This window comes from Methylocystis heyeri, assembly GCF_004802635.2.
Classification (GTDB): domain Bacteria; phylum Pseudomonadota; class Alphaproteobacteria; order Rhizobiales; family Beijerinckiaceae; genus Methylocystis; species Methylocystis heyeri.
Map to the genome: position 1 here is coordinate 17,902 of NZ_CP046052.1, position 23,157 is coordinate 41,058.

The following is a 23,157-nucleotide window of genomic DNA, read 5'->3' on the forward strand; positions in this document are numbered from 1 at the left end:
GACCGCAACCCGGTTCGCAAGCCGAGGGTTCAGGGAATGATCGACAGAGGGCGGGGCGATTCGACGGCCGCGAGCGGAGGCTTCGGCGTCCTGCCCGGGCGGGGCATCGGCAGTTTGTTCGAAGCCGGGGCGATACGATCCTCCTCTCCGCTCCATCCCACGCAGATCCAGCCCGCGAGCCTCGATCTGCGGCTCGGGGAAAAAGCCTACCGCGTGCGGGCGAGCTTCCTTCCCGGGAAAGACCGTCAGGTCGGAACCATGCTGGAGGCCCTCGCTTCGGACGAGATTTGCCTGACGGGCAACGGCGCTGTGCTGGAACGCGGTTGCGTCTATGTCGTGCCCCTGATGGAGAGCCTCGTGCTGCCCGGCGATCTTTCAGGCGCGGCCAATCCCAAAAGCTCCACCGGCAGGCTCGACATCTTCACCCGCCTCATCGCAGACCACGGCGACAGGTTCGATCTCGTCGAGCAGGGTTATCGGGGCCCTCTCTACGCCGAAGTGTCGCCGCGCAGTTTCTCGGTGCGCTTGCGCGCCGGTTCGCGGCTGAACCAGCTTCGGTTCCGCCGGCATCCGACGGGCGAGCCGCAGCTGACCAGCTTCGCTTTGGGCGATGCCGCGCTCGAAGCGCGCCACGCGAAAAACGCGCTCGTCGACGGACCGCTCAATCTTCGCGACGGGGTGGTCCTGCGCGTCGATCTCTCCGAGCCGCTGAGCCCCAAGGGCGTGGTTGGGTATCGTGCGCAAAAACACGCCGACGTTATCGACGTCGACCGCGTCGGCGCCTACCGCATGGAGGATTTCTGGGACCCCTTGCCGGCGCGGCCCGACAAGCGGCTGATCCTCGATCCGGGCGATTTCTACATTCTCGCTTCGCGCGAGCGATTGTCGATACCACCCGATCTTGCGGCTGAAATGGCGCCGATGGACGCCGCCATCGGCGAGTTTCGCGTCCATTACGCCGGCTTCTTCGATCCCGGCTTCGGCGCCGGAGCGGACGGACGGCCGAGCAGCCGCGCCGTGCTGGAGGTGCGCAGCCGGGAGGTTCCGTTCATTCTCGACGACGGCCAGTTCATCGGCCGGCTGGTCTATGAGCCGATGGCGGAATTGCCCGGCGAACTCTACGGCGAAGCGGGAAGCTCGAACTATCAAGGCCAGGGCCTGAAGCTCTCCAAACACTTTCTGTCTTGCTAGAGCGCATTTTCGATGCGCCTTCCGTCCTAACCGATCCGATGCATGAAATAGCACAGGCAATCGAGCCTGATGGCGCGCGGATCGAGCGTCAGCATCGCGGGGATCGCCGGCCGGGTCAGACGTATCCGGCCATCGGCGTAGTCGAAATATTCTTCGGCGGGGTGATCGCCGTCGCCGGGAAGCGTTTCGAGCCGAAACGACTCTCCGCATTCTCCGAGGATATCGCCCCGGCGCAACGGCCGGAAATTGAGATGGTCGAGATCGCTGCGGAAACGGAAATCCGCCGCCGAGCCGTCAAAGGAGAAACTGGCTTGCGCAGGCAGTTTCACGATCGCGCAGGTTCGCAGCAGATCCACATCCTGCGCCGAGGGGCCGTGCTCGGGAAAGCGGGACATGGCGAGGACAGCTTCGATGAGGCTCGCCGCATGATCCGCGCCCACGCCGGCGCCCGCCTTGCCGCATTCGACCGTTATCGCGGGGCAAAGCCGCGCCATGGCCCCCGCCTGCACGCCGAGCGGCCGCTGAAAATGCACCACGGTGCGGGAAAATAATTGCGCCAGCGAAATAAACTCCGGCTCGAGCCGCGTGACGCAGCTGTAGTGCGGATTGAAGCCGGTGTTGTTGTGGATGTCGACGCTCGCGAAAGGTTTTTTGCGGGCGGCGTAATCGAAGACCGCGCCGGCCATGAGGGATAGAGGCGCGTGAGGCTCGAGGGTCCCGGGCCAGATGCGGTTGAAATCCATCTGTTCCGGCAGCGTTCTCACATGAGCCGCGGCGGCCCCGACATTGCCGACGAACAAAAGCAGCGCGCGATGCAATTCCCGCTTGCCGCAACGGCGCAGGACCTCTTGAACGGCGATGAGCCCGCTGTCTTCATTGCCGTGAAGAAGAACGGACAGGAAAAGGGGGCGAGGATCGCGTCCCGGCAGGTCGATCAGACTGGGGCCCGGAAGAATCTCGATCAGCCGATCCGCGGGGCAGTCGAGAAAGCCCGCGGGCAGCTTGTCGAACAAGGCGAAGTGCGAGTCGTTCACAAGCGCTCCTCACGGTTCCCATTGATGCGCCGGCGCGCCGCTGCGCTGTCGCTCGCAATAGGCCGCCATCAGTCTGAAAGCGTCGCCCTCGCGCAGTGCGAGGCCCCGCCGCTGCCATACGGCGCCAGTCTGGCCTCCTTGCACGCGCGCTTCAACTATATCGAGATAGGAGCCCGCCGCTACGCCGAGGTCTTCGAGACCGCGGCGCGCGGAAGGGAGAATATGTCGCAGCAGCAATTCCCGCGCCTCGATGGTCTCGCCGCCGGGCCAGATCAATTCCGCGCCGAGGCCGAACCGCGCGGCGGCGTAGAAGTTGGACTGCGCCTGTTCAAAGGCGAGCGTGTTCGCCTCTCCCGATCGCGTCAGATCATGGACGAGGCCGCAATAGAGCGCGGTGTTCGCGACCATGTCGGAGATCGAAGGCCCGGCCGGCAGTATGCGATGCTCGATGCGCAAATGCGGCGTTCCGTCTTCGTCGAAGCCGATCAGCGCGCGGTTCCAGCGCCATATCGTGCCGTTGTGAAGGCGCAGATGACGCAGGGCCGCCGGGCTTTCCTCGAAGAATATGGGCAGCAGCACCGGGTAGTCGGCGAGGTTCTCTTCGAAGAGTTCGATGCAGGAGCGGGCGACGTAACCCGAGCCCATGCTCACCCTGCGTGTTTTTTCCGGGATGTCGACGGCCTGCTCGAACAAGGGAATCCGCGTCTCGCACCAGAGAGACTTGCCGAACAGGAACGGCGCATTGCCGCTCGCTGCGATGATCGGTCCGGAAGCGGCGATGGAGGCGTTGTAATAAAGATGGGCGCGCTCGGCCGGGATTTTCAGATGGATCTGGAACGAGGTCGCCGCCGCTTCGAGCATGACGTCGCAATGTTCCGACACGAGATGATCCGCGCCTTCGATGTCGACGCGCAACGGGCGGCCGCGGCGTCGTCGCAGCACCTCGTTGTTGAGCGCGTAATATCGGTTCAGCTTCGAAATGTTTTCGAGCGTCATGTCGGAGTCGCGAATGGTCGGGAGCGTGCCGATCATCACCATATTGGCGTCGAGGCCGTGCGCGACGTCGTTGCATCGCGTCCATAGCGCGCAAAGAATCTGTTCGGCGCGAGAGAAGGCGTCCGCTTCCAGAGGCAGGGGCGGGGGGTTGAGCTCCACATTGAACCGCGACAGTTCGGGGCCGACCTGCGGATTGTCCACCGCCTGAAGAAGGGCTTCGTTGATCGGCGCGGGAGAGTAGCTGTGGTCCACGATCCAGGCTTCGATTTCGAAGCCCAGTTCCAGACCTCGATTGGAGAAGCGACGGCTTTCGAACAGTTCTCGCGCCATGCGCGTTTCGAGCGCAAGCCTTTCGGCGAAGCGGCGAAAGTCCTTCGCGTCGAAGCCGATGTTTTTGATTTCCTCGCCCATCGCCTTTGGTCCGTGGTCTCCATGGGCAGGCTCGCCCGCCGCCCCGGCGGCAAAACGCCGCGGCCAGTCTCCCCCTCGCCATCTTGCACGCCCCGCCGTGAAAGACGCGCAAGCTTCCTTCCGGCTCCGCCCAAGCCGCTGAAAAGCGAGGCTTTTGCGCGGGCGGCGTTTTTAGGCTATTTTTCGCCGTGATGTTGACTTAGCGTGCGTGCGTGTTGGGGGGAGAGGGAAATTCGGCGGCTGAAGCCGCGGTCACGCTCGCATTCGAGCCCGTTCCACCCAAATCGCCTTGCCCTCGGGACGCATTGTTCCGGGAGGGGTCAACCGGCGCATAGCCAGCTCGGGCTCGGCTATGCGGGAGGTTAACATTGCGCCGACGACGCGGCGCCGACTTAGTGAGCAAGAGAGATTGTCCCCAGACGCCATTGTCCGCAAACCAAAACAATCGTCTGTGGCCGCCTCTTCGCTTCTGGCGGCGTTAACCATCGTCGCGGGAATCGCGACTCCCTCTTTCACGGAAAGCGCCATCGCGAACGGCGATACGCGAACCTTGAATCTTTTTTATGTACATACGCAGGAATCGATTTCCGCGACCTATCTCGTCAACGGCCAATACGACCGCAATGTCCTGCAGCAGTTGAACTGGTTCCTGCGCGACTGGCGCCGGGACGAGCCCACCAACATGGATCCGCGTCTCTTCGACGTGGTGTGGGAGGCCTATCGCTCCGCAGGAGCCGGCGGCGAAGTGGTCAAGGTCGTTTCCGCCTATCGCTCGCCCCAGACCAATGCGATGCTGCGCGCGCGTTCCCGCGCCGTCGCCAAATATTCCCAACATATGCTGGGCAAGGCGATGGACACGACCTTGCCCGGGATGCCGATGTCGCGAATTCGCGAGGTCGGCATGCGCATGCAGCGGGGCGGGGTAGGCTATTATCCCACTGCCGGGACGCCTTTCGTCCATCTCGACGTCGGAAATGTTCGCGCCTGGCCGCGCATGACCTATGAGCAACTCGTCGAACTGTTCCCCGACGGCAAGACGGTCCATATCCCGTCCAATGGTCAGCCGCTGGCGCGCTACGAAGAAGCTAAGGCCGAGATCGAGGCTCGGAACAACGGCGCCGTCGTAATGGAGCCGCGCAGATCGCCCTTCGGGTTCCTGGCGTTTTTGTTCGGCGGCGGCGAGGACGAGGCCGAAGACGTGACGACCCCGGCGCCTGCTCCCCGCAAGCAATGGGCCGCGCTTGCGCCGCGCAATTCGAGGTCGGCTCGCGCCGCCGCCGAATCCGACGAGGAGGGAGGCGGCGAAGCTCCGCTCGAAACCCCGCGCCGCGGGCGAGAAGTTCTGGCCAAGGCCGAGGCCAATCTGCCTCGCGGCGAAACCGTGATGACAGCGGCTCCCGACGACGGCGCCGCCGCTGCGGCCAAGGCGGATGCCGCCGCTGCAAAAGCCGCCGCGGCAGCGGCGGCGAAGGCCGAAGCCGCCGCAGCGAAAGCGGAAGCAGCCGAGAGGGAGAAGCTCGAGCGCGCGCCATTGCCTCCCCAGCGTCCGGCGTCGCTTGAAAAAGCCGATCCGCAGGAGGCGATGCCGTCCGATAAGCGGCTGGCGGCGATCGAGCCGGAGGCGAACTCCCCGAACTCGGCCGTTTCGCCCGGCGCCGCCTCCACGGCCGGAGCGGAGCCCGACGCCGCCGCGAGCGACATCGACGCGCCGCTTCCGCCGCGAAGGCCCCATAATCTGGCCGCGGGTTCGAACGCGCCGCTGCCGCCGGTCAGGCCGACGGAGTTCGCTTCCGCGGGGAAGTCGGACGCCAACGCTTCTCAAGAGCAACCCACTCCCCAGCCCGTAGCCCTGGCGCCGGCCCCTCTGCCGCAGCCCCGCCCCAAGAATTTGAGGGCGGGCGACAAGGCTAGGGAAGACGGGGCGCTGTCCAATCTGATGGACTCGACCGGCTCTTCCGCTCATGCCGCCAAACCGCGCTCCCCCGCATCCGACGACGACCCTCTGGCCTTCGCCCCGCCGACTGCCGCGAAAGGGACAAGCTCGGGCGCAAAGTCCCCCGCCGGCAAGACGACGATAGGCAAATCCACTCCGGGGCCGCGCGCGGAATTTGTGCCCGCCCGGCTCGAGCCCTCGAATTTTCACGCCATGACAGCCGCAAGTCCCACGATCGGCGATTCTGCGGCGCCAGCATCGGGTTCCTCGATGATGGGAGCGTCGGTCGGGGGCGTTCGCGCCGCGGCTCACGCCTCCAGACCGGGCGCGCTGAAGGATATCGAGCCGACGGCTCGGCCGGCGTTCTCGGACGATGCCGGGGCCGACGGGGCCGACGCTCCCGCCCGCTAGTTTCCCTCCCGAGCCTTTCCGGAGCGATGCGATCCCGCAGTTCGCGTCCTCTCGCCGCAGCGCGCCATCCCCTCGAACGAAGGGTCGCGGCGCTCCCCGCCACGGCGGCGCAAGGCAATTTCTTCGCCGGGGAAGTCATCATCCCGTTTGGAGCGCGTCTTTTACGCAAAAGCCGGTCAAATTTGGCGCAAATGCGCTCCAAGTCATCGGGGCGGCTGGCTATTTTGTTGCGGCGCACCGCAAAAATTCTCGGATATCCAGACCCTTCCGCTCTGGCGTTAACGTATTTGTAGCCAAGAAATGGCGCCAATCCGGACAATATATAGAAACAAACTTAGGGATTCGGCGTATACAAATAGACTCACATTCGAAGCGTCGCCGGACGTTGCCGGCGCACGCAAGGATATTTTGGAAAAATGATAGATCGGAAGGATGAGGAGGCTGCGATGCCTGTCGCGGAGCGGGATTTTCGTCATCGAAGGCCGGCGGCGCAGGCAGGTTACGGCCGCCTCGGCGCCAGGGTCAGGCGTGACGCCGTCGTCCTTGCTGCGGCGGCGGTGGGGGCCATCGCAATCTGCGTCGCCGCCGGACTCTATTTTTTCGCCGGGTGGAGCGCGCTTGCTCTGTTCTTCTTCCTGTTCGGAATGGGCGCGGCCATGAAATGAGGGGTCTCAATAGGCGCTGCTGTCCCGAAAAACGAGTCGAACCGTCTTGAAGATGATTTTGATGTCGAGCCAGAGGGTCCAGTTTTCGATGTATTGGATGTCGTAGTCGACACGCCTCTGCAGCTTCAGGACGCTATCCAATTCTCCACGCAATCCGTGAATTTGCGCCCAGCCGGTCAATCCCGGCTTCACGCGGTGACGGACGGCGTAGTAATCGACCAGATCCTCGAGGTTCCTGCCTTCCGCCTTTGTGGCGAGCGCATGGGGACGAGGGCCGATCAGCGACATGGAGCCCTGGAGAACGTTTATCAGCTGCGGCAATTCGTCGATGCTGTACCGGCGCAATATCCGGCCCACGCGGGTGACGCGCGGGTCGTTTCGGCTGGTCTGCTTTTCCGCATGATGGTCCGTCATCTCGGTGTACATCGAGCGGAACTTCCATAGCTCGAACGGGCGGCCGTTGAAGCCCGTGCGTATCTGCTTGAAAAAGACCGGTCCCCGACTTTCGATGCGTATCGCCAGGGCGACGAGCGCGAACAGCGGCGACAAAGCGAGCAGGCCGAGCCCCGCCAGGATTATGTCCTCCATGCGCTTCAGCCACAGGCCCCAGCCATGGATCGATTCCTCGATCGCACAGAAAGCGGGGCGGCTCCCGAGTTGGCAGATCCTGCGGATCGAGCGATCGACGGCGCCATCGTCGGGGACGACGAAGACCCGAGTCGAGAGATGGCGCAGCACATCCAGTCTGCTCAAGACCAGAGGTATATCGGCCCAGGGAGCCGAGACGTAGACGTGGTCGATTTCCAGCTGCGCAACCATTTCGGCGACCGCTCCAAGATCGGCGAAGGACGCAAACTCGAGGCTGTGAAGGACGCGAACCTGCTTGGCGGTTTGGGACTCGATTTCCCGGGAAGCGATTGGAGGCGCGAACATGCCGATGGACAATGCGCGGCTCACACAGGCGCCGCGCTCGAGCGCGCGCTCGATGAGCTTGAAGAAAACGGTCCGGAATTCGAATTTGAGCAGGAAGGCGAGAACGGCCCAGGTGAAGAACCAGAGCCGCGAATATTTTTCGGCCGATTTGGTCGCGACAACGATAACCAGCATGAACGCAAAAGTTGCAAAGGTCGTCAGCGGAAGGCGCCTGAACGCTCGTCGGCGATCCAATATGGCGTCCGTCCGATAAACGCCGAGCAGATGCGCCCAGATCAAGTTGGAGAAGACGCCCAGCAGGAGGGCTTCCGTTCCCAGATCCTGTAAGGGCCGGGCCGCGCCGTTGAAAAATTCGGCGACGACGCCGGCGCCGTTCGCTCCCAGCGCCATCGCGAGAGTAGCGGCAATCGCCATTGCCGCTACGCAGCTCTGCGGCGAAATTCTCCTCGACTTTGCAATAGCGGTAGACGTCACGCCAAGCTCACGGGCCTGACTCGCCTCTAGGTGGCATTCCGAGGTCGCGCGCAAGTCTAAATCCTTGCAATATGAAGGCATTCCCCGGACTGTAGAAGAATCCGCCGATGATGCAAGGGCCAAGGTCGGATCGGTCTGCGATATATGCGGATATTATTTATTTGCAATGTGAGCCGGGGTCATGGCAGCCTTCCATCATGATCTCATTCTTCAAGCACAGAGCTGCTTCCCGCAAGGAAGCTGGCGGCGCCTCGGCGCCTGCAGGAACCCGCATCTACGCGATAGGAGACATCCACGGTCGATTGGATCTGCTGACGCGCCTTTCGAACCGGCTGCGCGAGGATATGGCCGCCAATCCCTGTGAGAATGCGACAATCGTTCTTTTGGGCGATTACGTAGACAGAGGTCCCGATTCTGCCGGCGTGATCGATTGGATCATGGATGGCGGGCTTCCTGCGCCCTATCACGCCTTGCGCGGCAATCACGAAGCTACGCTGCTCAACTTTCTCGACGACGTCTCGGTGCTGGAAGAGTGGCGCAGATTCGGCGGACTCGAAACGCTCGGATCATATGGAGTCGACGTCCGGGAGCCGATGCGGGGAAGAGCTTACGCGGAGGCGCAGGCTCGATTCAGAGAGGCGCTGCCTTCGGCGCATCTCGATTTCTATCACGGCGCCGCGCTGTCCTGGAGCGCAGGAGACTATTTTTTCTGTCACGCGGGAGTGAAGCCGGGCGTGCCTCTGACGCTGCAGCAGGAATACGATCTCCTCTGGATCCGCGACGAATTCAATCTTTATCGGGGTTCCTTCGAGAAGATCGTCGTTCACGGCCATACGCCCGTCGATGCCCCGGAGTCGCTGCCGAATCGCATCAATGTTGACACGGGCGCTTACGCCACCGATGTCCTGACGGCGGTGGCGCTGGAGCGCGACGAGCGCCGTTTCATCACGAGCTGAAAGCGCATTTCACTTTTTTCGCGCGGGCGCGGGATAGCAGCCGACGCCTTTTTGGCCGTCCTTGGAGGGTTCCAGAAACGACGCGCAATCGAAATCAGGATCGACCGGCGGCGGCGGCGGCACGGCGCCGCGGTCGCCGGCAGGCGCGTTCGACAGGCCGAACTCCTGCGACGTTCCTTTCGCCGGAGAACCGGCGGGTTCGGCGCGCCAGGACTCGCGGGCTTTCTGGCCAATGGAGAAATTGACGCCTGCGTCTCTCCTCGCGATCGCGCGAGGCGAAAAACTGATATGCGGTCCCGCAGTGAAGGGAGTGGTCACGGGGTCCCTGCCGGAGGACGTCACGACGAAGCCCTGTTGGCGGGGCGAGAAATATATGCCCGATTTCTTTCCGGCCCATCCGTCCGCGCCCTTGAAGCCCAAACTGCAGCCCGCGTCGGGAAAGAGTTTTTCGCAAGCCTCGCGGGTTGGAAAGCGCGGGGCTTTCTCTTCGAATTCCGCTTTGGAATTCGCCACGGCGTTTGCGCATTGCTCGGCGGTGAATTTGCCGGCGCCCATGCAGTTCTGTTCCGACCGGAACCTGTAGTCGCCCCGTGTCTGTGCGAAGAGGTTCGTCGACGCGCATAATGCGAGCCCGGCGATAATCAGGAGCGAGCCACTCGGCGCAACGTATCGTCCCACAGTCTCCCGCCCGTTTTGCGATTTCTCAAAAAGGTCATGCTATATTAGCAATATGTCGGGCGGATATGAACAGTGTGTCGGCCGTTAATCATGTTTGTTGACGATGGTTAATAGTGGTTGCAAAGCCCGTTCCGGAATGGCAGTTCTTCTTGCAAGCCGATTTCGGCCCCGAACAGCTGTTTCTCTCAAATTCGCGAGAGGCGTATGAATATCGGAAGAACCGTTCGGGCGCTCATGTGCGTCTTTTTGTTGCTCACTCAGGCGGCGTGCGACAGCCTCCCTTTTAGTTCCGACGTCGCCAACGACCCGCCGATGCCTTCCCAGAACGCCATGAAAGTTCAGGCGGGCGATAAGCTGAAGGTCACAGTTTTCGGCGAAGACAAGCTGACGGGCGAATATGAAATCGACCCGGGTGGAAGCCTGTCGCTGCCGCTCGCCGGCACGGTCCAGGCGGCGGGACTGACGAAGCACGAACTGGAGCAGTTGCTCTCCAAGAAGTTGAGCAGCGGCAATTACCTCAAAGATCCCAAAGTTACGGTCGACATCGCTACATTCAGGCCGTTCTATGTTCTCGGCGAGGTGGAAAAGCCGGGCGAATATCAGTTCCGCAGCGGATTGAACGTCATGAGCGCGATCGCGGTGGCTGGAGGGGCGACTTATCGCGCGAGCCATTCCCGCGTGATGATACAGCGGGCGGGCCAGACCGAATTCGTCGAATACAACCAGTCTCCCACGGTCGGAATCTACCCCGGCGATCTCATCAAGGTGCCCGAGCGCTATTTCTAAGGCGCTCGGCTCCGGGGCGACGCGAAAAACGCAGATCAGCCGGAAGCCGTGTGACGACCCGAAGAATGCGATTAATCGGGAACCTCATGCGCCAGGAAACTCGCGATTTGGAGCATGTTCCCAAAAAATGCAAAGCGGCTTCTGGAAAAGCGCAATGCGCAACAAATAACTTTAGGAGTGCGTTCGGCTCTGTTCAAACCGAACGCGCTGTAGTCCCGCGAAGAGTCAGTGCTGGGCGTCGAGCGCTTGCAGCCAGAACCGGCCGCCGTCTCCGCGGGCTTGCAGCTCCTGCTTCATGGCTTCCTGAACGCGAGGCGATTTGGCCGCAAATGCTTCCCTAACCAATATGGCCTGATCCAAAAGCACGCGTCGCGCGAGATCGACCAGATCGTTCATCGTCGTTCGCTGCATGTCGCGCGGCAGAAACTCCCACAGTTCGATCTGATCTAGCGTGCGATAAAGCATCGTCTGGAGTTCTCGCGGATGCGTGACGCTCGACATCTGCAAGGCTTCGGTGATTTCGTCCAGCGCCGCGCCCCGATTCCAACGCAGCCGCGCCAATTCCAGCCACTCTTGCCCTGCGGTCGGCTCGACCGTCAGAAAGTCGATCAGCTTTTTTTCTTCTACGGGCGGGTTTTGAAGCGCCTTCTGGAGTAGGAAAAGCGTCTTCATAGCCCGTGAGGATACGCCCGGCTCAGACCGCCAGCGCTCGACCCGCGTCAAGGCGTCGACAATCTCTTTGCGGCGCTTGGCGTCGGAAACGTTCTTCCGAGGTTGCAGAAGAGCGAAAGCCGCGGCGTCGTCGAAACCGAAACTGACGAGTCGCCATCCTTCGATCAGGACGGCGGTTGAAACCGCCATAACGCCGGCGGCTATCAGGGCGGAGCGCAGCGGCGGCATACACGACCTCAATTGTGGTAGTATTTTTTGTAGTAATAGCCGCTGTAGTGTCCATAGGCTCCGTATTTTGGGGTCTGGCTTTCGTCGACGACGGTAAGGGCGACGCCGGCGAGCTTATGGCCGCTGGCGAAATAATCGGTGTTGTGTGCGGCGGTTTCGCGCTTGGTGGTCTGCCAGCGCACCACGAACACCACCTTGTCGACGATCGGCGTCAGCACCTTGGCGTCGATGACCGGTTCGACCGGGGGAGAATCGATCACGATGTAATCGTACACGTCGCGCAGCTTCTCGACGAAGCGCTTCATGCGCTCCGAGCCGAGGAGATCGGGCGGATTTTGCGATTTCATGCCGGCGGGAATGACGGTCACGCCGAGCTGCTGCGAGGCGATCTGCTCGAAGGGCGTGCCGGCGGTCAGGAAATCCACCAGCCCGGGCTTGTCCTCCAGCCCGAAATATTTGCTCGTCGACGGATGGCGAAGGTCGCCGTCGATCAGCAGGACCCGCTGCCCGGCCTTGCCGGCCGACAGCGCCAGGCTCAGCGCCAGCGTCGATTTGCCTTCGCTGGGGATCGAGGAGGTGATCAGGATCGCCTTGGCCGGATGGTCCACGTCCGCCATCTGGATGCCGACGCGGATCGCCCGCACCACCTCGGCGTAGCGCGACAGCGGCTTGGCGAGCAGATACTGCCCGGGGTCGGCCACCTTGCCGTCGATCCGGCGGTCCTTCTCGGCCAGCAGCGGAATAGCGCCCAGCACCGGATAGCCCAGCTTGTCCTCGACCTCGCGCGAGCTCGAGAAGCCGGAGTTGAGCATGTCCAGCGCGATCGCGCCGCCGGTTCCCAGCAGCAGGCCGACCAGCCCCGCCAGCGCCTCCACGACGCCCTTCTTGGGGAAGGAGGGCGAGATCGGCTTGGTCGCCGGGGAGATCACCCGCGCTTCGCGCTCCTCGAAGCTCGACTGCTCCTGGGTGATCTTGGCGCGCGACATGAAATTCTCGAACAGCGTCTTGTTCGAGGCGTTGATGCGCTCCAGTTCGCGCAGCCGCACCGCGACGCCGTTGTCCTGCCCGGTCAGGCCCGTCACCTGGTCGAGGCTGTTCTGCAGCGAGGCCTCGCGCGATTTGGCGACGTCGTAATCGTTCTTCAGATTGATCAGGATGCGCTTGATTTCCTCGGCGATCGAGCGGTCGATGTCGCGCCGCTCCGCCCGCGCGTTGATCAGCAGCGGATGCTGGTCGCCGTAATGCGCGAGAAGATCGGCCTCCTTGCGCGCCACTTCGGCCTGCTGCCGGCGCAGCTCCGAGATCACCGAGGAATGCACGACGTCGGGGATGGCCTGCACATTGCCGCCGCGCGAGGTGACCTGCGCCGCCTGCTCGTATTTGGCCCGCTTCTCGGCGGCGTCGGCCCGCGCCGAAATCAGCTTGCCGTTGAGCTCGGAAAGCTGCTGCTCGGAAATCGTGACCTTGTTCTCGCCGCCGGTGCCCTGGAGATTATGCTCCTTGCGGAATCGCGACACCGCCTCTTCCGATTGGCGCAGCTGGTCCTGCAGCCCCTCCATGCGCTCGGCCAGCCACACCGAAGCGCGTTTGGCGGCGTCGTAGCGCGCGTCGAGCTGATCGACCACATAGGCGTCCGCCACCGCATTGGCGAGGCGCGCCGCCTTGGCGGGGTCTTCCGAGGTCACCGAGATCGACAGCACATAGGTGCGGTTGACGCGGGCGACTTCGAGAGCGTCCTTCAATTTCTTGATCGAGTTCAGAACCTCCGGCGGAATGCCGCTCCCCGCGCCGGAGCCGCTCTTGTCCGCCTCGTCGGACCGCAGCAGCCCGGCCAGAAAGCCGAGCAGGCCGGTGTGCGCGCTGGGGCCGAATTCGGGGTCCTGGGTCAGCTTTTCCTTTTCCACCACCCGGCGCAGCAGATTGGTCGACTGGATCACGGAAAGCTGGCTGTCGACGTTGCCGGTCTCCAGATTGAGCTCGGGCAGGATGTTGTCGCCGCCGAAGATCTTTTCCTTGCGCGGCTCCAGCAGCACCTGCGCCATGGCGGTGTAGCGCGGCGCTATGGTCAGCGTGATCAGAAAGGCGAGAACCATCACGCACGCGGCGCAGGCGAGGATCAGTTTCCAGCGGCGGTGCAGGAAGTCCTGCACCTGGCGCAGGTCGATCGCATCGTCTTCGGCGCCTCCCTCGATCGCTCGCGTCAATTTGGAAGGAATCTTGCCGTGCATCGAAAAAACTCTCTTTAAGGCGCGCTCTCGCTTCTCTGGTAGTGCAGGTCGCAAGAGGTTAGCAAGCGATATCCAATAATTGCATCACAGCCGCATGTCACGCTGTGGATCAATTGCGGCGCGCCGGCGCCGGCAGCCTTCCAGGGGCCCTAAAGCGAGGTTCGCTCCCGGCTGCTCCATGATTGCGCGACGCCCGCCCCGATCAGCGCCGCCCAGGTGAGCGCAATCGCCTGAATCTGGATGCTGAAGTCGACGAAGGCGTGCAGGGCGAGGATCGTCGTGGCGGCGCTGGCGGCGAGCGGGGCCGTGGCCGCGGCTTTTCGGGTGAGGGCGGCGCGTACGCACTTGCCGAACAGATAAAGGAGGGCGCCGAACAGGGCCAGCGCCAGCGGGACGCCCAGCCCCTGAAGCGCTTCGAGGTAGCTGTTGTGGCATTTGTCCCAAACCCCGAGGATGCCGACCGACCTGTCCCGATACATCGGGAAGACGTCCTGGAAGGTCCCATCCCCGAACCCCAACAGCGGTGCGTCCGAAATCGAGCGCCAGGTCAGGCCGTAGGCCGCAAGGCGGTCGTCCGACGCCAAACCCTCGGTCGTCAATCGATCGGCCAGAAAGTCGCCGTAATTCAAAAAGGCCGCGCCTATGGCCAGCGTGCTCAACAACAGGGTGAAACCGACGGCCGTCGCGTTTTTGCGGCCGCGTACGGCCACAAGCGACAGGCAGGCGAGAATCCCCCCGACGGTCGCCGCGACTCCCCCTCGTGATCCGGTCAGAACGAGAGCCGCTCCAATGACGAAGGCGCATGAAATCCATAATCCGCCATCCCCCGCGGTGATGGCGACAAAGCCGGCAATCCGCCGCCCGAGCGAGGCTGCGCGATTTTGCGTCTCCCTCAGGTAAACGGTGGAAATCAGGCTGAAACAGCAGACGAGGCCGATTCCGGCGTAGGTGGCGTAGGAATTCCGATTGACGAATGTGGAAGTCAGCGAATCCGTGTAGCCTTCCTTTTCGAACCAGAGAATCGTCTTCGGAAATATATAGAAGGCGACGATGCCGTAGGCTGCGTAGACGGCGCCGATGATCGCCACCGCCTGGACGAGGCGCCACGCTCTTTCGGCGGATCGGCACATCTGCAACGCCAGCCAGAACGTCAGGCCGTAAGTGGCGAAGCGCAAAAGCGCCAAAACGGTGTCCTCCCGGCTCACGCTGATGGAGCCGGGAAAATCGCGCTTCAGGAGGTCTCTGGCCATTTGCCAGACCGGATGCTGATAGGCTCGGGGGATCGAGGGGGCCATCTGGAGCCATGACCACAAGCAGACCGCGGCGAATATGAGCGCGGCGGGCCAGATGCGGCCGATCGAGACGGGATGCCGCTTCCCGCTCCAAAGCAGCGTCGCCTCGTAAGCCAGGGTCAAGGCGGCGATTCCGATCGCGTTCACGCCCCAGATGGCCGGCCGATTGGAGGCGAACCAAAAGGGCGCCCAGGCCAGCATCGCCAGGAAGCAGTAAAACAGCGCATCCTCGACCGAGCGCCGGCTCGGCGGAGCTGACGCGGAGGAATCGGTTTCTCCGGAATCCGGACCTCTGCTCTTTCCCGCGTTCCGGGAGCCCGTCGCCGACGCGCGAGAAAGGAGGCTTCGGACGAACTCGAAGCCCTGACCGGAGAATTCGGGGGTCGCTTTCAATTAGCCTTCCTTCCCCATGTCGGGCTCTTGTCGGGCGTGCAATGTGTCTCGCAAAACTGGCGGCGCATCTATCATTTTTTTCGCCGGGCCGCCAGCCGGCGTCGATCGGCGGCGCAACCGGGAGGGTCGCCGTTCCTCGGCATGCGAGGCCTCCGGGCGCATGACGCGCAAAGCGGCGTTCGCGGCGGCCGGAGCTAAAGATTTTGTGGAGAGTGGTGGGGGAAGTAGGACTCGAACCTACGAAGGCTAAGCCAGGGGATTTACAGTCCCCCCCCTTTGCCGCTCGGGACATTCCCCCACTGGTCTGGATGGTTGGGCTCCAGACGAACGACCCTGCCGAAGCAGGGTCATGAGCAACGCGCTTATGCGGAATTATGACGGTTCGGTCAACCCCCAAAACATCGTCGCCGGGCTCTTCTCGACAGGAGAACGCCGGCGGCGGGGGTTCAACCGCCGTCGGAGTCGAGGTTTCTGCGCGCCGCTTCCGCCCGAAGCGAAAACACGCGCGGGGCGAAACGGGTCGAATCGAGAATCGGCTGGGCTCCCCTGATCAATTGGGGAGAGGTCGAATCCTCCGGATCGCGCGCCGCGGCCGGCGCAGCTTCGGCTGCGATCTCGGCCAGGTCGGGGCGCCGGGGCGGGAGGGGAACCTCGGTCTCGCGATCCCGAGACTCCGGCGCGAGGCCGCCGCGGGCCTGCCCGAGATAGGCGACGCGAAGGCCGTCGGCCTCGGGCCTTGCGGCGACGGCCCGGCGCGCTTCGGCGTCGCCCGCAAGACGGGCCAGAGCGGGGGGAACCGGCGCACGATCGGGGGCGACGATGCGCGTGGGCCCCGGGGGAGCGTCCTCCGGCCGGTTAAGCGCGCTCGCGACCGCGACTCTCACATTCTCGGCGATATCATGGAGAGGATCGGCCGCGGCGGGCGGCGGAGGCCGATTGGTTTTTCTGGAAGCGATCATCACGCCGCTGTCGTCGTGCAGGCAATTGCGCATGCCGAGCGCGATCAGCTCCGTGCCGCGCAGGACCTTATATTGGCGCGTGAGATAGCCGAGGCGCCCGCGAACGGCTGAAGGATAGCTTTCGAACAAGCGATCGGACACGCCGAGGTCGACCTCGCGGGTGATGGCGTTGTAGGCCTGATGGAATTTCACCTGCGCGTCGGGATAGACGCAGACATTGGGAAGGCTCAGCGCGAGCGTGCAGGCGGAACGGCACTCGTGCAGGCGAACCTCGCGATTCTCGCGCCGGTAAAGCTCGGTCTGCGCTTCATATTCGCTTACCAGGCCGCCGACGTCCTTATAGACGACGACAGGCTGCGGCGATGGCGGCGGCGTTAGATAGCCCAAGACTTCAAACCCTCTACGCAACGAGACTTTCACCAGAAATTCACCACGACAGGGTGAACGATCTGTTAAAAGCGGGAGTTCGCGCCCGATATCATTCGGTGAGAGGGCTAGACGCGAAAACAGGGATTTTTGAGGCGGCGGCGCGGCCATGGCCGCCATAATTCCTAACGGATCAGCCGCCTACGCCGACCCGCAGCCCGGGGGCCGGGCGTTCCTGAAGCACTTCGCGCCTGAAGCGGAACAGCGCCGCCGGGCGGCCGCCGGTCTTGAGCGACATCTCGCCTGTCGGCTCCACGATCGCCGAGCTTTCGACCAGCCGCCGGAAGTTTTGCTTATGCAGATGCCGGCCGGAAATCGCCTCTACGGTCCGCTGCAGCTCTGTCAGGGTGAAGAGCGTGGGCATCAATTCGAAAATCACCGGGCGGTATTTCATTTTTGCGCGCAGCCGTCCCATCGCGGTCGCCATGATGCGGCGATGGTCGTGCCGCATCGCGAGGCCGAGGGGCGGCAGCGCGCCTCTGCGCCTCGCCGCCTCGCGCCCGTCGCGCAGGGCTTCTTCGACCAGGCCGGCTTCATAGAGAAGCTCGTAGCGCTCCAGGACGTTCTCCTCGTTGAAGTCGCGTCCCTGCGGCTTGAACAGCAGATTGAGCCGCTCGCTGCGGGTCAGGCCCGAAGATGAAAATTCGTTCGGGGCTTCGTCCGCCCAGCGGCGCAGCTCGGGCAAAATGGTGGTTTCGATTATTTCCGGCCGCCCCTGGCGGAGGTCTTCCCAGGGGAAGAACGAATACCAGGGCCTGTAGCCGCAGATCCGCGCCGCCTGTTGATCGGTGAGCCGCGTCAAGGCCAGATAACCCACCGAAACGATATGGGGGTCCCGGTCGCCGAAGCGGGCGTGACGTCCCCGATCGCCGAAGGTGTAGAGCTGCTCGACGTATCCGATCGGCGCGCCGGTCTGCTGGGCCACGAAATCGCGCAGGGCGATTTCGAACGTCCTGTGCCGCAGCGGGTCGAACTCGCCCGACGGCAGGGCGGCCAGGGACTCCGAAGAGTCGGGAACCGTCAGAATGAGCGGATCGTCGTCGTGGGCGGCGACGATTGCGGCGGTCAGGCCGATCGCCAGCGGCAGCGCCGCGCGGGAGGTCGAGGTTTTTTCAGCAAGGCTCACGACACTTGAAATCCATGAAATCGCGCTGCGCGATCTTCTTCTATCGCAAGGCGCCGGCGAGCGCGAATGATCGGAAAAGTCGAGGCGTTTTTTACGGATCGAGCGCAGGGAGCCCGCATTCGCCTCGCAACGGGCGCCTGCGACGATGCGCTTCAGCCGAGCTCCATGGCGAAAGGCGTCCCCTCGAAGCAGTCCGCGCCGCGGCCGATCGCCGCCACCGCCTCCACCATTCGTCCCTGTCTGCCGAGCAGCCTGTCGGCCAGTTCTACGAAACGACGGTTCGGGGTGGCCGTAGGCGAGGCGAGGCGCAGGCTCTGCGCTATTTCGAGTTCGGAACGGCTCGGCTCCAGGGCGCAGGCGCCGACGAAGGCGGCGGCGGGAGAACGGCTCACGCCGGCGTAGCAATGGATCACCAGCGGCTGTTCCCGGTCCCAGTTGCGCAGGAAAGCGAGAAGGCTCTCCACATGTTCCGCTCCCGGAAGAATATGGCCGTCCAGCGGCGTCTCTATGTCGGAGACGGAAAGGCGCAGATGGCGAGGGGGCTCGATTTCGCTCGGACGCAGGGATGAGGCTCCTGCGGTCAGAATCGTCACCAGCGAGCGGGCGCCGGTCGTTCTCACCGTATCCACCACCTTGCGCAAGGGGCAGACATAGAGACAGCCTGACTTCATTTTGTCGCTCACCTTAAAAAACGCCCCGCGAAACCGCGCCCCGGCCTTCGTCCGGAGAGCGCCTTCGGTTCGCCGATCTCGCGGCGTTCAGCCGCTCCGGAGACACCATGCGAACCGAAAACGCGCAGATATCGGAAAGTCCTTCTCGCATATTCGCGTTTCTGGCGCATCCGCTGATCCGAGCCTCGCTCGCGCGACCGACGCTTCGAGGCCGGCGGATGCTAGCTCCCGCCTTCCAGCCGCCTGAACCGTTCGAGAAAGCGCTCCTGCGCCGCCTCGATCGGAAGGGGGGAAAGCTGCTCGGCGAAGTCGTTCGACCCCGCGGGGCCGCCAAAGATGCGCCTGGCTTCCGGTTCTGTAAAGCCGGCGAGCTTCGTCGCCTCCAGAAAGGCGGCGGCGCGGTCGGATTTTTTGCATAGCAGCAAGGTGCGGCGCGAGGGCGTCGCCGGAAGGGAAAAACGCTGCAGTATGGCCGTAAGGATCCGGTTTTCCACCTGTTTATACGCCTCTCCGATCGCCGCCTTGAACGGAGAGATCATATCCCCGATCACATATTCAGGCGCGTCGTGAAGCAGCATGAAAAGGCGATCCTCCCGGGAAAGCGAGGGTTCCAGGGATGCGGCGATTTTTTCCACGAGCAGGCAATGCTGCGCCACGGAAAAGATGAAATCGCCATGGGTCTGGCCGTTCCAGCGCGCGACGCGGGCGAGGCCATGGGCGATGTCCTCTATCTCGATGTCGAGCGGCGACGGATCGAGCAGATCGAGCCGCCTCCCGGAGAGCATGCGCTGCCAGGCGCGCGGCGGAACAGGCTTCTTGGATGCGTGCAAAAGACTTCTCCCAACCAGAAGGCTCCATTAGCCGGGGCGCGCGGGAGAAGGAAGCCGCTATCCCGCCTTCGGCGGAGCGGAAGCCGACGTCGGCGCCGGCCGGCGCCTGCTCCGCCGGCGTTTCGCCCGGGTTTTTCTTGCCAATCCGAATCCTGCTCCCTATTCACTGGCCGGTCCGCGACCAGTGGACGGCACGCGACTTACGCCGGCTCGCATCGGCGATTGAGCGCAAAAAGGAGCACATGATGATCTCGGTCACCTTCCCCGACGGAGCCGCACGCCAGTTCGAGCCGGGCGTTTCCGGCCTCGATGTCGCAAAGAGCATTTCGCCGTCCCTCGCCAAGCGCAGCGTCGCCATGACCATCGACGGCGTGCTGAGCGATCTCGCCAGCCCGCTGGACCGCGACGCCAAAATCGAATTCGTCGGCCGCGAAGACCCTCGCGCCCTGGAGCTGATCCGACACGACGCCGCCCATGTGCTGGCCGAGGCGGTGCAGGAACTTTTTCCCGGCGCGCAAGTCACCATCGGTCCCGTGATCGAGAACGGTTTTTACTACGATTTCCACCGGGATACGCCTTTTACGCCCGAGGACCTTCCCGCAATCGAGAAGAAGATGCGCGAGATCGTCGCGCGCGACGAACCCATCGTTAAGGAAGTCTGGAGCCGCGAGCAGGCGACCGCCTATTTCCACGCCAAGGGAGAAGCCTTCAAGGGCGAACTGGTCGATGCGATTCCCGCCGGCGAAAAGCTCAACATCTATAAGCAGGGCCACTGGCTCGATCTCTGCCGCGGGCCCCATATGCCCTCCACCGCGAAGATCGGCGGAGCCTTCAAGCTGATGAAGGTGGCCGGAGCCTATTGGCGCGGAGACCACACCAGGCCGATGCTGTCGCGAATCTACGGCACGGCTTTCGCCAAACAGGAAGATCTCGACGCCTATCTGCACCGCCTCGAGGAGGCCGAGCGCCGCGATCATCGCCGCCTCGGTCGCGAAATGGATCTGTTCCATTTCCAGGAGGAGGGGCCGGGAGCGATCTTCTGGCATCCCAAAGGCTGGGTGATGTTTCAGAAGGTCATCGCCTACATGCGCCGGCGCCTGTCGCTCGACTATAACGAGGTCAATGCGCCGCAGCTGCTCGACAAGACGCTGTGGGAGACCTCCGGTCATTGGCAATGGTTCCGCGAGAACATGTTCGTCTCGCAACCGGCGCGCGATCAGACCGACGAAGATCGCCTTTACGCGATCAAGCCGATGAACTGTCCTGGCCATATTCAGATCTTCAAGCATGGCTTGAAGTCCTATCGAGATCTGCCGCTGCGCCTCTCGGAATTCGGCATTGTGCATCGCTATGAGCCGTCCGGCGCGCTGCACGGCCTGATGCGCGTGCGCGCTTTCACCCAGGACGACGCGCATATCTTCTGCACGCAGGAGCAGATGGCGGAAGAGTGCCTGAAGATCAATGAGCTGATTCTCTCCACCTATCGCGACTTCGGCTTCGAGGACGTGCTGGTGAAGCTCTCGACGCGGCCCGAACATCGCGTCGGCGCGGATGAATTGTGGGACAGCGCCGAAGAGATCATGACGAAAGTGCTCGCCGACATTGAAGCGTCGTCGGGCGGTCGCGTGAAGACCGGAATCAACCCTGGCGAAGGCGCGTTCTACGGGCCGAAATTCGAATATACGCTGCGCGACGCGATCGGCCGCGAATGGCAATGCGGCACGACGCAGGTGGACTTCAATCTGCCGGGCCGTTTCGGCGCCTTCTACATTGGCGCGGACAGCGAGAAGAAAACGCCGGTGATGATTCACCGCGCCATCTTCGGCTCGCTGGAGCGCTTCACCGGCATTCTCATCGAGCATTACGCCGGTCATCTGCCGCTGTGGCTCTCGCCGGTGCAGATCGTCGTCGCCACCATCACCCAGGACGCCGACGACTACGCCCTCGAAATCGCCGCCGCGGCGCGCAAGCTCGGGCTGCATGTGGAGCCGGATCTGCGCAACGAAAAAATCACCTACAAGGTGCGCGAGCATTCCCTGGCGAAGATTCCGGCGCTGCTGGTGGTCGGCAAGAAGGAGGCGGCAGAGCGGACGGTTTCGGTGCGCCGGCTCGGTTCGCAGGCTCAGACTTCCATGCCGCTCGACGAAGCTTTGGCGTCGCTGGTCGCGGAGGCCACGCCGCCCGACCTCAAACCGTAAGCTGAGTCGGGCGCGCGGGGGGAAGATGCGACGCTCCCCCCGCCGCGGCTCCCGGCGCGGGTTCCGCGGGCGCGCAAGCGATGACGGATTTCTGGTTCAAAGACCCTGGAGCGAACTCGCGCAGGCGGGGCCGAGGGGCTGTCGCAATGCGCTCCAAGCGAGCCGGGTGGGGCCAGCGTTTTTGCGGACATTAACCTTAATGGAAACAACCGTCTTTCTGTTGGAACTGATTTTTATGCATGGGCAGCCCCGGTCGGAGCCCCGCGCCCGCAGGAGAAAAACCAGGGGTTTCAACGGGTAGCGGTCTCAAAATATCTTTTTATTAATGTACGGTGACGTCGGAGACGCGCGAGACCGCCGGAGCGCGTCGTGGTTAACGCACGGTAAATTCGTGAAAAGTTGAAGGTTTTGCGTTTACAAAATTTTAAGCATGGCTATTCTCGAACCCATGGCCCTATTCATTCAAAGAAGAGGTGCGATATGTCTTCCATTTCAACCGGCACATTGGCCGCTCCTAAAAGCGGCGAACTCAGCCCCGAGGAAGTGATCGGAGCCATCAGGCGCGAAGCGGGCGTGCTCCCTCAACTCGAAGTTTCCTACGAGCCCGCGATAAAAACCGTCTGGCTGACGTTGTGTCCCCAGCCGAAACCGGTTTTCACGCTGGATCTTCTGAATAGCCTGAACTCCGTTCAGAGGGCTATCTGGGCGCTATGGGGCAAGCCTGAAAATTACGCGTCCTCGCCGGTGCGTTTCGTGGTGCTTTGCGGCGACGGTCCGATTCTCACGCTCGGCGGAGATCTCGATTTCTACCTCGATTGTCTGGCCCGGGGCGATCGCGCCGGCTTGCACGAATACGCCCGCGCCTCGGTGGAGGCGGTCTGCTGGAGCGCTTCCAGCCTGCGCGGGGCCGCTATCTCTCTGGCCGTGGTTCAGGGAAAGGCTTTCGGCGGCGGCATAGACGCGCCGTGCTCATGCAATCTGGTGGTGGCCGAGTCCCAGAGCATGTTCAGCTACCCTGAGGTGAAATTCAACCATTTCCCGATCACGGCGGTGAGCGTGCTGACGCGGCGGGTCGGTCAGAGGACCGCCAAGAGGATTCTGACTTCGGCAAAAGAGTTCACGGCCGAACAATTCGAAGGGATGGGCGCGCTGGACGCCGTCGTGCCGGAAGGCGAAGGCAGAAACTGGGTGCGGTCCTACGCCGCGGAAACATTGCCGATGCATTCCGCAAGGCTTTCGCTTTATACGGCGTTTCACCGTGTGGCCGGCAATTTCGAGGAAGAACTCAAGCCACTGGCCCAGATGTGGGCGGACAGCATGATGCGTCTCAATCCGATGCAGATATCGAGAATGCAGCGGCTGGCTCAGGCTCAGGAGCGCATATTGCAATACACCTTCGCGGGGGCCTAGCGCCAAAGACGAAGCCTGTTCCCAAAACCGCTTCGCACTTTTTGGGAACAGGCTCTAGCAAGCGCGAGCGTTCCTCGTTGGGTTGCATTTTATTCGGTTACGGCGTCTTTACTTTTTGTCGATACCGTTGAGCGACGGACTTTCCGTTCCCATGGCGGTGGCCAAGTAATGCATTCAGCGAATTCCGAACCCGCTAGGTTTACCGTTGGGCTTTTTTCGTTGCGCGGCTATCTACATAGCGCGTATCGGGAGGCCG

Annotated in this window: 18 protein-coding genes and 1 tRNA gene; 7 read left to right on the forward strand and 12 right to left on the reverse strand. The window is 62.9% G+C overall.

Going from position 1 to position 23,157, the window contains the following annotated elements:
• The first annotated feature begins 36 nt into the window (after positions 1 to 36).
• Positions 37 to 1,191: a 2'-deoxycytidine 5'-triphosphate deaminase gene (locus H2LOC_RS00095; protein ID WP_136494541.1), complete on the forward strand. Its 1,155-nt coding sequence runs from the start codon at positions 37 to 39 to the stop codon at positions 1,189 to 1,191.
• Positions 1,192 to 1,217: 26 nt separating this feature from the next.
• Here the strand turns inward: H2LOC_RS00095 and H2LOC_RS00100 are convergent, their stop codons facing one another.
• Both H2LOC_RS00100 and H2LOC_RS00105 read right to left on the reverse strand, forming a co-directional pair.
• Complete coding sequence (locus H2LOC_RS00100; protein WP_136494542.1) at positions 1,218 to 2,225, reverse strand: M14 family metallopeptidase; 1,008 nt, start codon at positions 2,223 to 2,225, stop codon at positions 1,218 to 1,220.
• Between the two features lie 9 nt (positions 2,226 to 2,234).
• A complete protein-coding gene (locus H2LOC_RS00105) occupies positions 2,235 to 3,632 on the reverse strand; it encodes a glutamate-cysteine ligase family protein (RefSeq protein ID WP_136494543.1) in 1,398 nt (465 codons plus the stop codon).
• Positions 3,633 to 4,182: 550 nt separating this feature from the next.
• Here H2LOC_RS00105 and H2LOC_RS00110 point away from each other — a divergent pair.
• Both H2LOC_RS00110 and H2LOC_RS00115 read left to right on the forward strand, forming a co-directional pair.
• Complete coding sequence (locus H2LOC_RS00110; RefSeq protein WP_246206917.1) at positions 4,183 to 5,976, forward strand: peptidoglycan L,D-endopeptidase MepK; 1,794 nt, start codon at positions 4,183 to 4,185, stop codon at positions 5,974 to 5,976.
• A gap of 416 nt (positions 5,977 to 6,392) precedes the next feature.
• Positions 6,393 to 6,641: a hypothetical protein gene (locus H2LOC_RS00115; RefSeq protein WP_136494544.1), complete on the forward strand. Its 249-nt coding sequence runs from the start codon at positions 6,393 to 6,395 to the stop codon at positions 6,639 to 6,641.
• A gap of 6 nt (positions 6,642 to 6,647) precedes the next feature.
• On the opposite strand, the gene H2LOC_RS00120 is transcribed toward H2LOC_RS00115, so the two are convergent.
• On the reverse strand, positions 6,648 to 7,988 hold the full coding sequence (locus tag H2LOC_RS00120) for an exopolysaccharide biosynthesis polyprenyl glycosylphosphotransferase (RefSeq protein WP_154331523.1): 1,341 nt from the start codon (positions 7,986 to 7,988) through the stop codon (positions 6,648 to 6,650).
• 257 nt (positions 7,989 to 8,245) lie between these two features.
• Here H2LOC_RS00120 and H2LOC_RS00125 point away from each other — a divergent pair, with 257 nt between their 5' ends.
• On the forward strand, positions 8,246 to 9,004 hold the full coding sequence (locus tag H2LOC_RS00125; RefSeq protein WP_136494546.1) for a metallophosphoesterase family protein: 759 nt from the start codon (positions 8,246 to 8,248) through the stop codon (positions 9,002 to 9,004).
• Between the two features lie 9 nt (positions 9,005 to 9,013).
• Here the strand turns inward: H2LOC_RS00125 and H2LOC_RS00130 are convergent, their stop codons facing one another.
• On the reverse strand, positions 9,014 to 9,682 hold the full coding sequence (locus tag H2LOC_RS00130; RefSeq protein WP_281350536.1) for a DUF1190 domain-containing protein: 669 nt from the start codon (positions 9,680 to 9,682) through the stop codon (positions 9,014 to 9,016).
• Positions 9,683 to 9,886: 204 nt separating this feature from the next.
• Here H2LOC_RS00130 and H2LOC_RS00135 point away from each other — a divergent pair, with 204 nt between their 5' ends.
• On the forward strand, positions 9,887 to 10,468 hold the full coding sequence (locus H2LOC_RS00135; RefSeq protein WP_136494548.1) for a polysaccharide biosynthesis/export family protein: 582 nt from the start codon (positions 9,887 to 9,889) through the stop codon (positions 10,466 to 10,468).
• Positions 10,469 to 10,693: 225 nt separating this feature from the next.
• Here the strand turns inward: H2LOC_RS00135 and H2LOC_RS00140 are convergent, their stop codons facing one another.
• From H2LOC_RS00140 to H2LOC_RS00175, 8 genes are all read right to left on the reverse strand, one after another.
• Positions 10,694 to 11,368, reverse strand: a complete 675-nt coding sequence (locus H2LOC_RS00140; protein WP_136494549.1) for a hypothetical protein — start codon at positions 11,366 to 11,368, stop codon at positions 10,694 to 10,696.
• A gap of 8 nt (positions 11,369 to 11,376) precedes the next feature.
• Positions 11,377 to 13,596 carry a GumC family protein gene (locus tag H2LOC_RS00145; RefSeq protein ID WP_136494550.1) on the reverse strand — a complete coding sequence of 740 codons (2,220 nt, stop codon included), beginning with the start codon at positions 13,594 to 13,596 and terminating at the stop codon, positions 11,377 to 11,379.
• Positions 13,597 to 13,745: 149 nt separating this feature from the next.
• Positions 13,746 to 15,281 (reverse strand): O-antigen ligase family protein, encoded by a 1,536-nt coding sequence (locus H2LOC_RS00150; RefSeq protein WP_136494551.1) that lies wholly within the window; start codon positions 15,279 to 15,281, stop codon positions 13,746 to 13,748.
• Between the two features lie 213 nt (positions 15,282 to 15,494).
• Positions 15,495 to 15,579: transfer RNA gene (locus tag H2LOC_RS00155), tRNA-Tyr, on the reverse strand.
• 148 nt (positions 15,580 to 15,727) lie between these two features.
• On the reverse strand, positions 15,728 to 16,627 hold the full coding sequence (locus tag H2LOC_RS21645) for a hypothetical protein (RefSeq protein WP_246206918.1): 900 nt from the start codon (positions 16,625 to 16,627) through the stop codon (positions 15,728 to 15,730).
• A 172-nt stretch (positions 16,628 to 16,799) separates the two neighbouring features.
• Positions 16,800 to 17,792, reverse strand: coding sequence for an NUDIX hydrolase (locus H2LOC_RS00165; protein ID WP_136494552.1), 993 nt, complete (start codon positions 17,790 to 17,792; stop codon positions 16,800 to 16,802).
• Between the two features lie 152 nt (positions 17,793 to 17,944).
• A complete protein-coding gene (locus tag H2LOC_RS00170) occupies positions 17,945 to 18,463 on the reverse strand; it encodes a tyrosine phosphatase family protein (protein WP_136494553.1) in 519 nt (172 codons plus the stop codon).
• A 221-nt stretch (positions 18,464 to 18,684) separates the two neighbouring features.
• On the reverse strand, positions 18,685 to 19,248 hold the full coding sequence (locus H2LOC_RS00175) for an HD domain-containing protein (protein WP_136496920.1): 564 nt from the start codon (positions 19,246 to 19,248) through the stop codon (positions 18,685 to 18,687).
• Between the two features lie 290 nt (positions 19,249 to 19,538).
• Here H2LOC_RS00175 and thrS point away from each other — a divergent pair, with 290 nt between their 5' ends.
• Positions 19,539 to 21,491 (forward strand): threonine--tRNA ligase, encoded by a 1,953-nt coding sequence (gene thrS, locus H2LOC_RS00180; protein WP_136496921.1) that lies wholly within the window; start codon positions 19,539 to 19,541, stop codon positions 21,489 to 21,491.
• Positions 21,492 to 21,971: 480 nt separating this feature from the next.
• Positions 21,972 to 22,901, forward strand: coding sequence for a crotonase/enoyl-CoA hydratase family protein (locus H2LOC_RS00185; RefSeq protein WP_136494554.1), 930 nt, complete (start codon positions 21,972 to 21,974; stop codon positions 22,899 to 22,901).
• Positions 22,902 to 23,157 lie beyond the last annotated feature (256 nt).

What these genes read in the sequence shown, in the direction of transcription:
- H2LOC_RS00145 (WP_136494550.1), bottom strand. Translation starts at nt 13,596, where the DNA reads ATGCACGGCAAGATTCCTTCCAAATTGACGCGAGCGATCGAGGGAGGC.
- H2LOC_RS00170 (WP_136494553.1), bottom strand. Translation starts at nt 18,463, where the DNA reads ATGAAGTCAGGCTGTCTCTATGTCTGCCCCTTGCGCAAGGTGGTGGAT.
- H2LOC_RS00095 (WP_136494541.1), top strand. Translation starts at nt 37, where the DNA reads ATGATCGACAGAGGGCGGGGCGATTCGACGGCCGCGAGCGGAGGCTTC.
- H2LOC_RS00105 (WP_136494543.1), bottom strand. Translation starts at nt 3,632, where the DNA reads ATGGGCGAGGAAATCAAAAACATCGGCTTCGACGCGAAGGACTTTCGC.
- H2LOC_RS00135 (WP_136494548.1), top strand. Translation starts at nt 9,887, where the DNA reads ATGAATATCGGAAGAACCGTTCGGGCGCTCATGTGCGTCTTTTTGTTG.
- H2LOC_RS00175 (WP_136496920.1), bottom strand. Translation starts at nt 19,248, where the DNA reads ATGCTCTCCGGGAGGCGGCTCGATCTGCTCGATCCGTCGCCGCTCGAC.
- H2LOC_RS00115 (WP_136494544.1), top strand. Translation starts at nt 6,393, where the DNA reads ATGATAGATCGGAAGGATGAGGAGGCTGCGATGCCTGTCGCGGAGCGG.
- H2LOC_RS00140 (WP_136494549.1), bottom strand. Translation starts at nt 11,368, where the DNA reads ATGCCGCCGCTGCGCTCCGCCCTGATAGCCGCCGGCGTTATGGCGGTT.
- H2LOC_RS00125 (WP_136494546.1), top strand. Translation starts at nt 8,246, where the DNA reads ATGATCTCATTCTTCAAGCACAGAGCTGCTTCCCGCAAGGAAGCTGGC.
- thrS (WP_136496921.1), top strand. Translation starts at nt 19,539, where the DNA reads ATGATCTCGGTCACCTTCCCCGACGGAGCCGCACGCCAGTTCGAGCCG.
- H2LOC_RS00185 (WP_136494554.1), top strand. Translation starts at nt 21,972, where the DNA reads ATGTCTTCCATTTCAACCGGCACATTGGCCGCTCCTAAAAGCGGCGAA.
- H2LOC_RS00120 (WP_154331523.1), bottom strand. Translation starts at nt 7,988, where the DNA reads ATGGCGATTGCCGCTACTCTCGCGATGGCGCTGGGAGCGAACGGCGCC.